This window comes from Anaerostipes rhamnosivorans, from assembly GCF_005280655.1.
Classification (GTDB): domain Bacteria; phylum Bacillota; class Clostridia; order Lachnospirales; family Lachnospiraceae; genus Anaerostipes; species Anaerostipes rhamnosivorans.
On the sequence record NZ_CP040058.1, the window covers coordinates 2,233,499 to 2,248,215 of the forward strand.

At 44.2% G+C, this 14,717-nt stretch carries 11 protein-coding genes and 2 riboswitches; of the genes, 1 reads left to right on the forward strand and 10 read right to left on the reverse strand.

Translation table 11 applies throughout. The features are described 5' to 3' along the window. Positions 1-9: 9 nt before the first annotated feature. The 5 genes from AR1Y2_RS11075 to AR1Y2_RS11095 all read right to left on the reverse strand — a co-directional run bounded on the left by AR1Y2_RS11075 (position 10) and on the right by AR1Y2_RS11095 (position 8,019). Entirely contained in the window at positions 10-675 is a 666-nt protein-coding gene (locus tag AR1Y2_RS11075; RefSeq protein ID WP_137329004.1) for a M23 family metallopeptidase, read from the reverse strand. Positions 676-778: 103 nt separating this feature from the next. Beyond that, complete coding sequence (locus tag AR1Y2_RS11080) at positions 779-4,144, reverse strand: response regulator (protein ID WP_137329005.1); 3,366 nt, start codon at positions 4,142-4,144, stop codon at positions 779-781. A gap of 1 nt (position 4,145) precedes the next feature. Further along, complete coding sequence (locus tag AR1Y2_RS11085) at positions 4,146-5,417, reverse strand: ABC transporter substrate-binding protein (RefSeq protein WP_137329006.1); 1,272 nt, start codon at positions 5,415-5,417, stop codon at positions 4,146-4,148. 94 nt (positions 5,418-5,511) lie between these two features. Next, positions 5,512-7,605: an EAL domain-containing protein gene (locus AR1Y2_RS11090; protein WP_330576897.1), complete on the reverse strand. Its 2,094-nt coding sequence runs from the start codon at positions 7,603-7,605 to the stop codon at positions 5,512-5,514. 15 nt (positions 7,606-7,620) lie between these two features. Then, positions 7,621-8,019: a DUF3783 domain-containing protein gene (locus tag AR1Y2_RS11095; protein WP_243118734.1), complete on the reverse strand. Its 399-nt coding sequence runs from the start codon at positions 8,017-8,019 to the stop codon at positions 7,621-7,623. A gap of 237 nt (positions 8,020-8,256) precedes the next feature. Between AR1Y2_RS11095 and AR1Y2_RS11100 the strand changes: the two genes are divergently transcribed. Continuing rightward, positions 8,257-8,577 (forward strand): DUF1622 domain-containing protein, encoded by a 321-nt coding sequence (locus AR1Y2_RS11100; protein ID WP_137329008.1) that lies wholly within the window; start codon positions 8,257-8,259, stop codon positions 8,575-8,577. Here the strand turns inward: AR1Y2_RS11100 and AR1Y2_RS11105 are convergent. The 5 genes from AR1Y2_RS11105 to AR1Y2_RS11125 form a co-directional block, all read right to left on the reverse strand. Next, a complete protein-coding gene (locus tag AR1Y2_RS11105; RefSeq protein WP_137329009.1) occupies positions 8,574-9,752 on the reverse strand; it encodes an aminotransferase-like domain-containing protein in 1,179 nt (392 codons plus the stop codon). The genes AR1Y2_RS11100 and AR1Y2_RS11105 overlap by 4 nt on opposite strands. A gap of 140 nt (positions 9,753-9,892) precedes the next feature. Beyond that, a complete protein-coding gene (locus tag AR1Y2_RS11110) occupies positions 9,893-10,909 on the reverse strand; it encodes a nucleoid-associated protein (RefSeq protein WP_243118735.1) in 1,017 nt (338 codons plus the stop codon). A 93-nt stretch (positions 10,910-11,002) separates the two neighbouring features. Continuing rightward, positions 11,003-11,788, reverse strand: coding sequence for an anthrax toxin lethal factor-related metalloendopeptidase (locus AR1Y2_RS11115; protein ID WP_243118736.1), 786 nt, complete (start codon positions 11,786-11,788; stop codon positions 11,003-11,005). A gap of 102 nt (positions 11,789-11,890) precedes the next feature. Next, positions 11,891-11,977: riboswitch (cyclic di-GMP riboswitch) on the reverse strand. 202 nt (positions 11,978-12,179) lie between these two features. Continuing rightward, positions 12,180-12,271: riboswitch (cyclic di-GMP riboswitch) on the reverse strand. 319 nt (positions 12,272-12,590) lie between these two features. Continuing rightward, the gene (gene rsmH, locus AR1Y2_RS11120) at positions 12,591-13,640 is read right to left on the reverse strand and encodes a 16S rRNA (cytosine(1402)-N(4))-methyltransferase RsmH (protein ID WP_137329011.1); all 1,050 of its coding nucleotides are present in this window, start codon (positions 13,638-13,640) and stop codon (positions 12,591-12,593) included. A gap of 60 nt (positions 13,641-13,700) precedes the next feature. Then, positions 13,701-14,609 carry an AraC family transcriptional regulator gene (locus AR1Y2_RS11125; RefSeq protein WP_137329012.1) on the reverse strand — a complete coding sequence of 303 codons (909 nt, stop codon included), beginning with the start codon at positions 14,607-14,609 and terminating at the stop codon, positions 13,701-13,703. Positions 14,610-14,717: the final 108 nt, after the last annotated feature.

The window sequence follows — 14,717 nt, forward strand, 5'->3', positions numbered from 1 at the left end:
TCTGTCCTTTCATTTTTTCTTCAGTATCTTTTGCAAAAACTGGTATGGATTAATGCTGTATTCCCCATGCAGGCGGTCATAACGGTAGATTCCCAGATGCAGGTGTACAGGAAATTTGCCCACGGTCCCTTCCTTTTTTCCATATCCGGAGTCCCCCATATACCCTATAATATCTCCCGCCTGTACCCGCATTCCCCGTTTCATACCCGGAGCATAACTGTAGAGATGAGCATAGTAAAAATACACCCCTCCCGGAGAACGGATACCGATGCGGTATCCGCCCAGCTTCAGCCACCCGATCTGTTCTACCACACCGTCGGACATACTGGTTACCGGGATTTCGCCTCTTTCTTTTGTCGCAGTATCAGAAAGAATGTCTGTGCCCTCATGATGCCGGTCTCCCCCAAAACTTCTCGCCTCATTCCACGAATCAGAATAGTTGACAAACGGTATGTAGTCCTCCTGCACCGGAGAATTTTTTATTTCTTTTAAAATATGCGGGTCAGGCTTTCCGTCTTTACATCCGGTGTTGCGGTACTCCTGAAACCGCTTTTCTCTCGCAATTGCGTCGTTGCGCTGTAAAATCCTCTCTACGGCCGAGCTTTCCGCTGCGATCAAAAGCCCAAGAAAAAAAACAGCAAAAAGCAGCAAAATACCTCTTTTTTTATTTCCCATCCGCTGTATCTACCTCCAACTTGTGCACTATTTATATATGCAGAAGAAAAAGGAGATACAACCGAAAGGAACGGGGTATTGCAGCTCTTTGCTCTATGTTCATCTATTTTTTGTCTGTTTTGTCTTCCATCAGGTACTTATGAAGCAGCCTCTCCAATGCCTGCACATCGATAGGCTTTGCAAAATGCTCATTCATTCCTGCCCTTAAGGCCGTCCTCACATCCTCCTCAAACGCATTGGCTGTCATCGCTATGATCGGGATATGTCCGGCGTCCTGGCGGTCCATGGTCCGGATTACTTTTGTCGCATCATAGCCATTCATTTTCGGCATCTGAATATCCATCAGGATCATGTCATAATAGTTTTCTTCCGACTCTGAAACCTTCTTCACTGCATCTTCACCGTCTACGGCCTCGTCAATCAGAACCCCCATTTCTTCAATCAAGGTTCTGGAGATCTCTCTGTTGAGATCATTGTCTTCCACCAGCAGGATCCTTTTGCCGGTGTAATCCGGCTTCTCACTGGAATACTGCTGTTCTTCATACTCTGAATCTTCATTCAGCCTGCCGAGAAGATAACATAATTTTGAGTAATACAGCGGTTTTGACAAAAATGTCGTCACACCTACATCCCTGGCTTCCTCCTCGATCTCTGCCCAATCATAGGCAGTCAGGATGATCAGCGGAATCTTTTTTCCAACTTCAGCCCGGATACGCCTGGTCACCTCCAGGCCGTCCATACCCGGCATTTTCCAGTCTACGATCACCAGCTGTACCGGGTCCTGCTCAGCCTTTGACCGGACAACGAAGTTGACAGCATCCTCACCATCACCAGCGAAGTCTGCCCGAAGCCCCATACTGTTCAGAAGCTCGGCCCCATCCCTGCATGTCTGAAGATCATCATCTACAATAAGACTTCGTACCCCGGCCCACTCACCAGAGATCTCCTTCTGCTGGATCTCCTGCAGCCTGAAGGGCAGAGTCACAGTAAATATCGAACCTTTTAGAGGCTCACTTTCCACTTGGATATCGCCGTTCATCAAATCCACGACATTTCTTGTGATCGCCATTCCAAGCCCTGTACCCACCGCTTTGCTGCCGGAAGCATCCGCGGCCCGTTCAAAAGGAAGAAACAGCTTATCCAGAAATTCATTGCTCATGCCGACTCCGTTGTCTGCACAGCAGAAAACATAATTCTGATATCCTCTGCGCATACTGCTCTCCTGCCGGACACGGACATCAATATCTCCGCCTTCCTTCGTATACTTTACGGCATTACTCAAAATATTGATGCATACCTGGCGGACACGCAGGGCATCCCCGATGACTTTTTCGTTTTTCAGCGCAGTCAGCTGGACTTTCATATGAAGCTGTTTTTCGTCTGCCTGTGGTTTTACCAGTGCGATCACATCAGCCATGAGTTCCGCAAGATTAAACGGTTCATCCCTGAGAGAAAACTTTCCGCTTTCGATTTTTGACATATCCAGAACATCGTTGATCAGGCTTAACAGGTGCTTGCTGGAAAGAGTGATCTTCTCCAGACATTCCATGACTCTCTCTCGTTCATCCACGTGTGCCGTGGCTATGGCTGTCATCCCAACAATGGCATTCATCGGCGTACGGATATCATGGCTCATATTAGACAGGAATTGGCTTTTGGCTGTATTAGCCGCATTGGCATTGTCCAGTGCACTCTGAAGCGCCTGACGCTGCTGTTCTTCTTCATACCTCTGCTTATCAATACGACGGGATATGAGGACCGCCAATTTGTCATCTGAATATGGATTATCCACGGAAATGATCTGCGTTGAGGTCCAGTGATAGTTGCCGTCTGAAAGCCTCTGTCTTGCCTCCAAAAACACCTCATTTGTATCCTGGCCTAAAGCTTCATAGAGCTTTCCAGGCTCAAACCGGCGCTTAAACTCTTCTACATTGTCTGGATGCAGGGTTGTTGCCACATCTTCGTAAAGTCTGCTATAGGATGTCTGACTGCCAATTCCCAGCATCAGCCCTTTTTTTACATAAACAAAGCTGAGCGTATCTTTTGTCAGATTCATACTGATGATCACAGGATAAGCATTGGAGATGGCTCCCACCAGGGTGATCCTCTCTTGAAGTTTCTCTCTCTCAGCCGCTTCTTTTGCCAGCTTTTCATCCGTTATGTCATGGAATGCCGCCACCAGGACCGGATTGCCATTATCATCCAATGTTCTTTCAAGAATCCCAGATGCCCAGAAGTAAGTGCCTTCCTCTTTTCGGATACGATATTCAAACGTATTCTTATGTCCATTTTCTGCCGTCTGCCGAAATACCTGGACAAGCTTAACATAGTCATCCGGATGGATCATGCTCTGAAGATCTTCCCCGGAAACTACATCATTTGAAGTACTGTCAGGATAACCAAGCAGACGCAGTCCCTGCTGATTCAGCTGTAGAAAACGGTACGGCTGATCAACCGAGATCAAAGCAATCCCCTCCGGTACTGCATTATATAAATTCATAATGTAATCCGCCTGGTTGCGCAGCTTTCTATTTGTCTTACTGGCATAACGGAAATAGAAAAATACCAAGGCCGAGATACCCGCAAGAATACATCCGATCAAAGCCAGAGAACGGCGTAAGATCTCATTGGTCTGGGCGTCCACCACATCTTTTGGAATAATGGATATTAAATACCAGTCAGACTGTAAATTTAACGGAGTATAGCAAAGCACTGTATCCTTTCCCTGATAATTAAATACAGCCCATCCAGTCTTCGATTGCTTCAAAGCCTCTTGAAAGCGTAAAATACTGTCCCGGTCATTCTGAGCCACCGGCAGCATATCAAAAAGATTTTTCATGGTCTTGTTGCTGTTTGGATGGGGAGAACGGATCAAAACCTTTCCTTTTTGGTTGGTCACATAGGAAAAACCTGTATCCTCATAAAAAGACAGGCTAAAACTGTTGACAATACTGCTCACTTCATATTCCTTCAAAAGATAACCTTTTGTCCCGTCTTTCAAAATCACCCTGACATATAAGTTAAATACATTGACACCGGTAGAGCTGCTGATATGCGGATCAATGATACCGTATTTATCGTCAGACTCAAGCAACTGCCTCTGAACCTCCTCATCCGGATTTGTTCCAGAAGGGATACAACTGCCATCCTGCAGATAGAGGCTGATCCCCTTATCCGCCCGTGCATAATTGCTTAGAGCCTCCGATACATCCTTCCTTTCCGCCATTGAGTACTGCTTCAGGTATTCTGTGATCGTTCCCATGGCCTCATACTCATCCTGGAGCTGCACCTTCAGAGTATTGCAGCCTTGCTGGGTACTCTCTTTGATGGTACTGATGGACTGTTCCCACAGCTCCTCCTTTACACCCTGAACAAAAAGATAGGTCAGAAAGCTGAGAATGATGCCGGTGATCACTGCTGCCACAGCAATTTTTTTCTTTACCTTCCCAGGCCTGATTATTTCCGTCATTTTATTCCCTTTCTTTTGCTGCTGCCTGGTCCATCTCTTTCAAAACAGCTTTCAGTGATTTTCCTGAGAGAAGCTGCCTGGAGGCATCGGCCGTTAAATTCCAGATCGGCAATTCTAAAAGACTGTCTGTTCCGATTACCGTTTTGCCCGCCTTATAACACGATAAAAGAGGCTGAATCTCATCAATCGAAGAAGGATTCCCTCCTTTCAAAGGGCTGAATGAGCACTGCTGATCCGCAAACCTCTGGATATTTTCTGCCTCTGTAAAATATGCTACAAACCGTTTTGCGGCATCCACATGCCGGCTGTCGGCATTCACACTCAACCTGGTATCCGCATTCATCACCAGCAGAGAACCATTCTTCAAGACAGGGAGAGCTGTAACTTCAAAATTAAAGCCGGGCTTCATTGACTTCACTCTTCCTGCCGCCCATGCTCCTGTCAGCATAAACGGCGATTCCCCCTTGACAAATTCTTCAAGGTCATCTGAAGTCTTCTCCGTATCCAGCGCCTTTCCGGCATCGATATAACCTTTTTTAATAAAGCTTTCCGCCTGAGAAAAGCCTGAGTTTAAGTACTTGCTCAGTTTTTCATTTCCGTTATTCAAATCCTTAAATACCTTTTTCTGCTCATGTTTCTGATAAACAGAATAAAACCCTTCCCCAATAACCAGTGTCTTCAGAGAAATATCATTGTTGGATATAACAGGCGTAGTTCCTTTCTCCTTAAAATACTCACAGACATGCTCCCACTCCTGCAAAGTTTCCGGGGCCTTCTGCTTATGTTTCTCCAAAAGATCCGTATTGCAGTACAATCCAAAAACAGAAACCGTGGTAGGCATCCAATAAATCTTTCCCCCTTCCTCCATCTGCCCCCGCATCTGGTCCGTATAATCAGAAACCGTGCTGAGGCCGGACAGATCTGCGATCTGTCCTTTTCCTTTCAGTTTCAGCAGGATATCATGGTTAACCATAAACACATCATCGCCTTTTCCCGAAGCCATACGCTTTTCCAGCGCCTCAAAGTACTCGGCTCCTTTCAGGCTCTCATATGACACTCTGATATCAGGATTCTCCTTCATAAAACCAGAGATGATCTCTTCGATCACTTCGACATTTTCTTTTTCGTATTTATTTCCAAAAAAAGTTATGGTAGTTACATTCTGACCGGTACTCTTTTCATTTTCTACCGTACTTTTTTTGCTGCATCCCCACAATAAAAGAGTACAAATCAAAACTGCCGCACAGATTCTCCCACTCTTCCTCTTGTCCATTCCATATCCCCCTTAGCCGTCCAACTCTGTTCATGTATATTTCAACTGTTATTATACCATAATTTTGCCTGTATCACAACTGATGTTTTCCGGTTTACCTAAGGAAGGTTTTAATAAATTCACACAGAGGAACGGGCTTTCCGTAATAATACCCCTGAAATACGTTACAGCCCATATCTCTTAAGAGATCCCTCTGCTCTTTCGTCTCTACGAACTCCGCCACCACATGGAACTTCAGTGTCTTTGCCATTTCTACGATTCCTGAAACAATATTTCTGGATCTTTCATTGTCCAGAAGCTGTCTTACCAGCCTCCCGTCCAGCTTGACCTCCTCAAACGAATAATCCTGTAAGTAGACCATAGAACCATGGCCCATTCCAAAATCATCCATGCTGATCTCAATGCCATGTTCCCTGACCGCTTTCAATTCACCGGCCACTTTATCAGAATGGTCCAAAAACACACGCTCCGTAAATTCAAAGACCATCTGCTTGTTCCCAAGATCATACTTTGAGAGAAGCTTGAACACATGCCGGCTCCAATCCTTTTGCTCCAGCTGATTTGGCGAGATGTTTACAGATATTCTTATTTCTTGGTCTGAAACCTTGTTCATCTCCTGAATATCCATACATGCTTTTTCAATAATAAAGTAACCCAGCTTCTCCAGGAGACGGCTCTCATAAGCCAGCTGTATGATCAATGGAGGCGCAATGTACCCGGCCACCGGATGATTCCACCGCAGTAATGCCTCGGCTCCGTATAGACTTCCGTCTCCAGCCATCTGCACCTGATAATGGAGAGTCAGACATCCTCTCTCAAGCTCATTTTTTAGATCATAGGCCAATGTTCTAGCTGCATAGTTATGTACATAATCATCAGAGAGAAGTTCCGGTCTGTGTCCTGTCTCATCTCCCTGATCCATATCTTTGGTCATCTGCCGGACCTCTTCCTGAAAACTTCTTGTCTGCTTTGCTTCACTGTACCGGATAAACGGTATATAGATCAGAGTGCCGATCACCAGATTTACAGCCTGCAAAAGGCCTCCTGTCATGGAACCCGTCGCCTCATAGCCGCTGAAAACAATCGGAACTGTCCACTCCACTGACTTTGTCACATACGGCACCAAACCCGTGTACATTGCAAAGCTGCTGGTCAGCACAAAGACCAGCGGTGTTAAGATAAATGGCAGGAACATGACAGGGTTGAATATGACAGGGAATCCAAAGACTGCCACTTCGCTAATATTAAAGAGAACCGATACTCCCGCAACCTTTGCCAGTTTCCGGTTATGGCTCTTTTTCGCAGCGATCAAAAGGGCAAAAATGAGGCACAAGGCCGCCCCGCAGCCTCCGAGAAACACAAAGACATCCAAAAATGACTTAGAATAGATCTCCGTTGGCATCTTTCCCGCAGCAAGCAATGCCTGGTTGACCTGGACCCCCGGCTCGAAAAGTCTCTTTGCCACCGCGTCCAGTGTATTGGTTCCGTGAATCCCAAAAAACCAGAGTACATGGGAAAAGAGAACATACAGCAGGGCTCCTGTCAGGTTGCCTGACAGATGCCTGAATGCCTTCATGAATAAAAAGGAACCGAAATTGGTAATATTGCTGACTCCTGTCCATTGTCTCAACAAAACCCCTGCTCCTGCAAACAGCAGTGTAATGATAATGATCGGCGCCAGATTCAAGATGGAAAGGTTAAATAAATATTCTGCACCTACCGTGTGCATCGCTTCAATTTTCTTGGCGGCCCTGACACCTATGCGGAAAAGGATGCAGGATGCCAGTGTGATGCACATAGCCGTAAACACCCACTCCGGTCCAAAAATATATTCTTTGTTTTCCGTGATTCCACCGCAAAAGGCCATATAGGAGACTACCGCTGTGACTGCATAATAAAATGCTTCATTGGTCTCCGCCATCTTGCCAAAGGACAGGCTGATGGTAACAGTCAGCAGCAGCGCCAGGGATCCAAGAGTGATGTTATAGACCGATGTCAGAATAGACAAAATCCGCCCTCCCAGGAAATCACTCATGAATTCCTGATAGGGCGGATATGGAAAGCTCTGGAATAAAAGTGCAAAGGAACCCAGAATTAAAAAGGGGATAACTAAGGTCAGCCCCTGTTTGATTGATAACACTGCAATCGATTTACCGGGATTCTTCCGGCTCTTAAAAGTCTTCATCATATAACTCCCAGAAAATTATTGTCCCGTCATCTGTTCATGTTCTTCTTTCAGATTCTCGTACAAGGTGATCGAATCCCATGTCTTGTTCGTGTCAGTTATGACAGCTTTCAGATTGATCTTGTCTAGTTTTTCTTTTCTAAACCTGAGGATCATATCATCGATCTGATGCCCGGTGAAACCCTTCATCACCAGCATCTCTTCCATAAATCCCGGGCCCTCGTATACACTGTCTGGAGCCACAATTCCAGGCAATCCTGCCAGAGCCCCGATGGGTTTCAGATAATCTTCCTTTTTAATATTCTTAATCCGCACTCCCATGCGGATCAGAATAAACTTAATCTTTCTTCCTCTCTCAGAGTGATCCAGATTATATAACAATACAGCCCTTCCGCTGCTTCCTTTTTGCTTCATCATATCTACTCCTGCCTTTACAAATGCGGTATGCCCTGTGGATATGAACTTTTCTCCATTATCCTTATCCAGAAGATACTACGTCCATGTTCTACATGATCGGAGTGAGGCATTCTAAGAGCCGAACGGAAATCATGTAGAACATATCATACCCATTATAGCATACTTGTATGAAATCTTACAGATTGGTAAAAAATATTATCATTCTGATTCTATTGTATAAAAAGAGAGGAGAGGCCTATGGCAGACCATCTTTTAACGGACACTGTGATGCTGTGCATCCACATGCTGGAGCTCTTTGGCATCTTTGTGATCGTATTCGGGTGCGTAAAAGCTTTTTTTCAATATCTACGCGCCGGATTCACCACGCAAGACCGGGATATCAAGTTGGAGCTTGCCAAGATCCTGGCTTTTGCCCTGGAATTTAAGCTGGGAGGCGAGATCCTACGCACGGTTATCACAAAAAATATGCAGGAGCTTTATATGCTGGGCGCGGTGATCCTGTTGAGATCCTTCCTAACCCTTGTGATCCATTATGAAATTAAATTTGAATCCGATTAATAGATCTCCATCAGCTTTCCAAGACGTCGGATTCCCTCCCGTATCACTTCCGGTTCAGAGTTTGTATAGTTTAGCCGGAACGTAGGGACAGCTTTTGTATCATCCACGTAAAATGGATTGCCCGGTACAAACGCCACTTTTTCTTCCATCGCCCGGTCAAACAGTTTAAGGGAAGACTCCCCTTCCGGAAGTGAACCCCAGACAAACATACCGCCCTTCGGCATCGTATAAGAGACACTGTCCGGAAAGAACTCCTTCATAGCCTGCAGCATTGCATCGCTTTGTTTCTTATAGAGATCTTTTATATGATCGATATGTTCATTTAGTTCATGATTCATAAGGTAGTCATAAACTGCATACTGGGCGAAGATATTGCTGTGCAGATCAGCTGCCTGCTTTGCTGTCACCAGATGGCTCATAAGTTCCCTATCCTTAGTGCAGATCCAGCCAAGCCTCATCCCAGGTGTAATGATCTTAGAAATTGTTCCAAACACCACACTTTTTTTCAGGCCGAAGGAACTGATATATGGAAACACCTCTCCTTCAAATTTCAGCTGTCCATACGGATCATCTTCAATCAAATAAGCAGAGTAGCGGTTCAGAAGCTCACACATCTGCTTCCTCTTTTCCACGGAATAAGTAAGCCCTGTGGGGTTTTGAAAATTTGGAACTGTGTACAACAGTTTTACATTCCGTTTTTCCAAAATCAATTCCAATTTATCCAGATCCAGACCGTCATCCAGGAGCGGCACCGGGCAAAAATCTGGCTCAAACATGGTAAACGCCTGAATTGCTCCCAGATATCCCGGTTCTTCGATGGCAAGGGCATCGCCAGGATTAATCAGTACTTTCCCCATTAAATCCAAAGCTTGTTGGGATCCGGTAGTGATCAAAATATCTTCAGCCTGAACATCCATCTGATACTCGTCCCGGTATCTTTTTGCCACCCATTCTCTGAGAGGCTGATATCCTTCTGTACTGGAGTACTGGAATACTTCATCTCCATATTGGTCGATCACTCGTTCCATAGACTGCTTGAGGGCTTCTTTCGGAAAAGAAACAGGATTTGGCAGACCTCCGGCAAAAGAAATGATATCATCCTTCTGGATGACTTTTAGGATCTCCCTTATGAAGGATGCCGGTGTCTTTAGGATTCTTTCTGAAAACTGTGTCATGATTATGTACCTCTTCTTTCCGTGACGATGTAAGAAAAGCCCTAAACCGACACTCCGGCTTAGAGCAATTCCGAATTTTTAATTTTAAATATTATAGTCCTTGTGCATTCAGATGTCAAGAAACGCTGGAATAGGCTGTTTTATTTAATCTTCACCTGTTCAATATTTTTGATGGTGATGACACTTCCACCTCCCGGTTCTTCCCGTATCTCTACATTATCCTTGGTAATATACTCTTCCATAGGGATTTTGATCTCAATTCCGGAATCAGTCTCCAGGATTTGGTATTCTAACTTCTTGACGGTATTCTCCTTTGCGACGGTAAAGGTATCATACTGGAGGTCATAACGCTCGATTCGGTCATCAAACTCCTGTTTCTTTTCTGTGCTCTCACCAAAGATCCGATCACCGATCTCATTGATACGGAATTCATTCTTCTCCGCAAATTCTTCTCTCAATTTGCTCTTAGCATCCAGACGGTTCTTTAAAGGTTCATTTTCATAACGGTTGTTGATGTCCGTGATCACTTTGTTCAGGATCTGGAACTTTTTCTTTGGCGCCATATCTGCATGGCACTGAAGGAACCGTTCGGATATGTAGTTGATCTTGTCCCCTGTGAGCATCTCATATTTCTTTTCCACCAGCTGTACCTTATATTCCAGAAGATCTACGATGACAGCCTCTGTGAGTTTTGCCCCGTCCATGGGCATCACCCGCTGTATTACAATATCATTGACCTCATTTTCCTCCTCTTTGTGTACATAGGTCTCCTTATAGTTCATTTTAAGGAATGCTAGATGGACAACGCTGTAAAGCTGGAAACTGACAACAATCAGGTCTGCGGCTGGGATGGTGACACTGTCGCACATAATGTCATAAAGGCTCTCTGCCAGAACTCTGCTTGCTTCCACAAAGCTTTCATCCTCCTGCTCCTCCATCGTTTCCAGGAGTGTCAAAACGGGAGACAGGTTTCCGTCAAACTGACACTTCTTAGTGTCATCGCTCTCTAAGATCTTAAAAATATGTCCACGGACAAATTCCATCAAGTCCGGCCCCATATCCAACAGTTCATTGGACAAACCAAGATATCCGTTATGGCTGTCCAGAATATGTATGATCCCTTTTCTGATAATAATGTCATCTCTCTGTATCTGCATACTATTCCTACTTTCTAATAATTTTTCTTTGTCCATTATACTAGAAAAAATCCGCCCGGACAACTCCGGACGGATTTCTATAACCCCATTACCTTACATATCTGCAAGGACATTTTTGACATATTCATAAGCTCTTGGGCAATGTTTCTTTAAAGAAGTTCTGTTCATGCAATACTCTTTGTATACTTCTGCAAAGAACTCTTTGTTATTAGATACTGCATATGCTTTGTTGTCTCCGACAAATTTGCCTTTTTCAGCGTTATAGATCGCTTTAAACTCTGCTGTGGAATCAGCTCTGTTGTTTACATATGCTACAAAGTGTCCTACCTCGTGGACTAAAACTCTGTTGACATTCTCTTTTACGATGATCTTTCTCTGAGACGGGCTGAACACTCCATCTGCACCTTTTAATACTGAAGAATTCGGATTGGTTTCAAATGTCATTCCGACTCTATTGAACTCATTGATCACCTTGTCATCGACGATTCCCTTTAACTGGTTAATACTTGCATTACCTGCCTGTGCGAGGTTTGTTGTCTTAATGACTTTCTTAACGATTGTTGTTGTCTTGACAGTTTTCTTTTTGGCTTTTTTTGTTGTCTTTACAACCACATTGGTCTGGACTGTCTCTTCAACTTTTTTAGATACGCTTGTGATAACCTTCTTGGATGTCTTTTTGGTTGTCTTTGTTGTTACCTTCGCGCGTTTAACCTTTTTCTTTAACTTATATGTTTTGGTTTTTACTTTCTTGGATGTACTTGTTTTGACTGTTACTTTATTGCTGGCTGCTGATACAGTTGCTGCCGCCGGTGCTGTGAGTCCAACTACAAGTAAAACTGCAAATGCACTTACCAGAACTTTTTTGATTGCTTTTTTCATGACCATGCGCCTCCTCTATTTCATAGACACAAGCCAGTGACCATCTTGATCTCTGGTACGAAAAAAGCAACCTGCTTATTTCTTACACATGAACTTCTCTCATGCGGCAACCGGCTATCGTAATCTTAAAAAGATCTTAGACCCTTGGCTTTGTGTCACTACCTTTCGATAGTTTTACTAAAAATATTAAATTACTGATTAATTAACTTCATCATCCATGTTGTGATTCTGTGTAGAATATTAATTAATCCAGCTTTATGAAATTCGGAGCATCTATCTGGAACGTTCTCTTCCAAATAAAAAAACCATTTGCAAAGTTATCCTTTACAAACGGTTGCACTTATAATCATATAAGATAGATAATTATTATCCATACACATTAAATATATAATGTGGCAACCGGCTGTCATAATCCTCTATATGAGGACCTTAGACCCTTTGGCTTTGTGTCACTATCTTTCAATAGTTTTACCGATGAATAATTCAATTGTACGATAAGACCTAGTAACTTACTCTTATCTTAGTTTTATTATATGCCTCTATATCAATTTTGTCAACATTAATTCTGATTATTTTTCAATATGAATCTATATAATGTATGATATTTTCCACATGATTTCCGTTCGGCTCTTAGAATGCCTCACTCCAATCATGTAGAAAATGGACGTAATGTCTGCTGGAGATGGCTGTTGCAAGACAAAAGGCGCCACCTACGAAAGTTATTTACCACTATTGGAGGAGCGCATTTCAAAAGCGCGACGGAAATAGTGGTAAATAACTCATACTTCTAGACATCCTGTCTCTATGCCTTCACTGCCCATCTCATTTTTGTGGACCGGGCCCTTCCGTTTTTCGCACATTCCTCGGCAGACGGCCTGATCACATCCTTTGCTATATCCGAATATATCCCTTCCCGGTATAATTGCTTAAAAGCCTTTTTCACGATCCGGTCTTCCCCGGAATGAAAGGTCAGTATGGCAGCTCTCCCGCCCTCTGCAAGGACATGGGGCAGTTTTTCCATAAATTCATACAGTACCTCAAACTCACTGTTTACGTCGATCCTCAAGGCCTGGAAGGTCCTCTGGCAGGATTTCTTTACAGCTTCCTTCCTCTCGGCTATCGGAATAAACGCCAGTGCTCCTTCTATTACTTTACGAAGATGTGTAGTTGTAGATATGACATTGCCCTTTTTTTGTTCTGATATAATGGCCTTAGTGATTTCCGCGGCATAAGGCTCATCCGCGTTTTCCATGAGCATTCCGTGGAGTTCTTCCCGCTCAGCTGTCCTCAAGCGCTCGGCAGCTGATATTCCTTTCTTGGGATTCAGACGGAGATCCAGCGGGCCTTCTGTTTTATAGGAAAAACCCCTGTCCGGATTATCGATCTGCATGGACGATACACCCAAATCCGCCAGCACAAAATCAAACTTGCCATATTCCTGTGCTATCTTATCAATATTGGCAAAGTTCTCAAGTCTTACAGTCAAGATCTCCGGTCCGTACCCCAGCCCTGCCAAGCGTTCTGTTGTCTTTGCAGACTCAATCGGGTCCACATCAAGTGCATAGAGATGTCCCTGTCCATTCAGCCTTTTGAGCATCTCCAGGGTGTGCCCTCCATATCCAAGTGTTGCGTCCAGACCCTTCTGTCCCGGTTTTATCTGCAGAAACTCCATAATTTCTTTCACGCAGATCGGGATATGCATCCCCGCCGGCGTACTTCCTTTTTGTATCACCTTTGCCACAGTATCCGCATACTTTTCCAGATGGAGCTCTTTGTATTTTTCTTTATAGGTTTTTGGATGTGTACCGCTGTAGCGCACACGTCTTTTATGCTTCTGTTCCTGATTTTCCATGTCTAACTATCTCCTTTTATGTCATAGTAACATATGACAGCACTTTTTCCAAACACACAACTACATCAGACTACCCTGGTATATTTTTTTGCTGCCCTTATATCTTGACGGCGTACAGCCCATTTTTTGTTTAAACACTTCGGTAAAATAACTACTCCCCGAAAAACCGGTTTCCTGTGCAATCTCTGTCATGGAATAGGTCCCCTGTTCAATCAGTATAAGGCTCCTGCGGATCCTGTAAGTATTCACATATTCAATGGGGCTTTCCTTCACCACATTCCGGAACATCCTGCAGCATTCACTCTGACAGGACTGACATATCTCCGCAATTTCTTTCAGGGTGATCTTTCTTTTATAATGTTTCTGGATGTATGCGATCCCTCTGCGTACCCTCTCCGTATCCTTGTTCATCGATACAGCCCCATTTTGCTCTTTGCCCAGGTATCGGATGAATCCGTTCCAAAACAAAAAAAACCTTCCGGCCATTTCCATCTCATATCCTTCCAGCTTCGTCTCATAAATACGGACCATCTCCTCCAGCTGTCCGATCAGTTCCCTCTGCCCGGCAGTATTGCTGTAAAGCGGGATGCAGGGAATCTCCGTATTGTTTATGACAGGCTCCATGAACTTCCGGTAAACCAGACTGTCCGTACTTCCGCCCAAGAAAAAAGGCTCCGCACGGACAACACTAAACCTGCACTCCTTTTTTCCTTTCATTTGAGCCATGTGAAGGGTATTCTGGTTGAGAAAGATCCCATCCCCCTCCTTCAGTTCATAGACCCGTCCCCCTGCCTCATAGATACATTCGCCCTCTGTTATGATAGAAAATTCGATCTCCGGATGCCAATGGCACTGAAAATATCGGTTGAAATATTTAAGGAAGCTGTCACTGCTGGCCCATACAGGAAATCTCTGGTCCAGAGACTGGTTCAGTTCCCTGAAATTCTGGTCTGTTTCGATCTGCCTCACAATATCCTCCCTCTTTTGCCATAGGATTGTTATAAAACGTCCTAATATGCTGATATATTATCCCTCTGATTCAAATTATAATGATAAGAGAACGAAATTGCAAGGAGG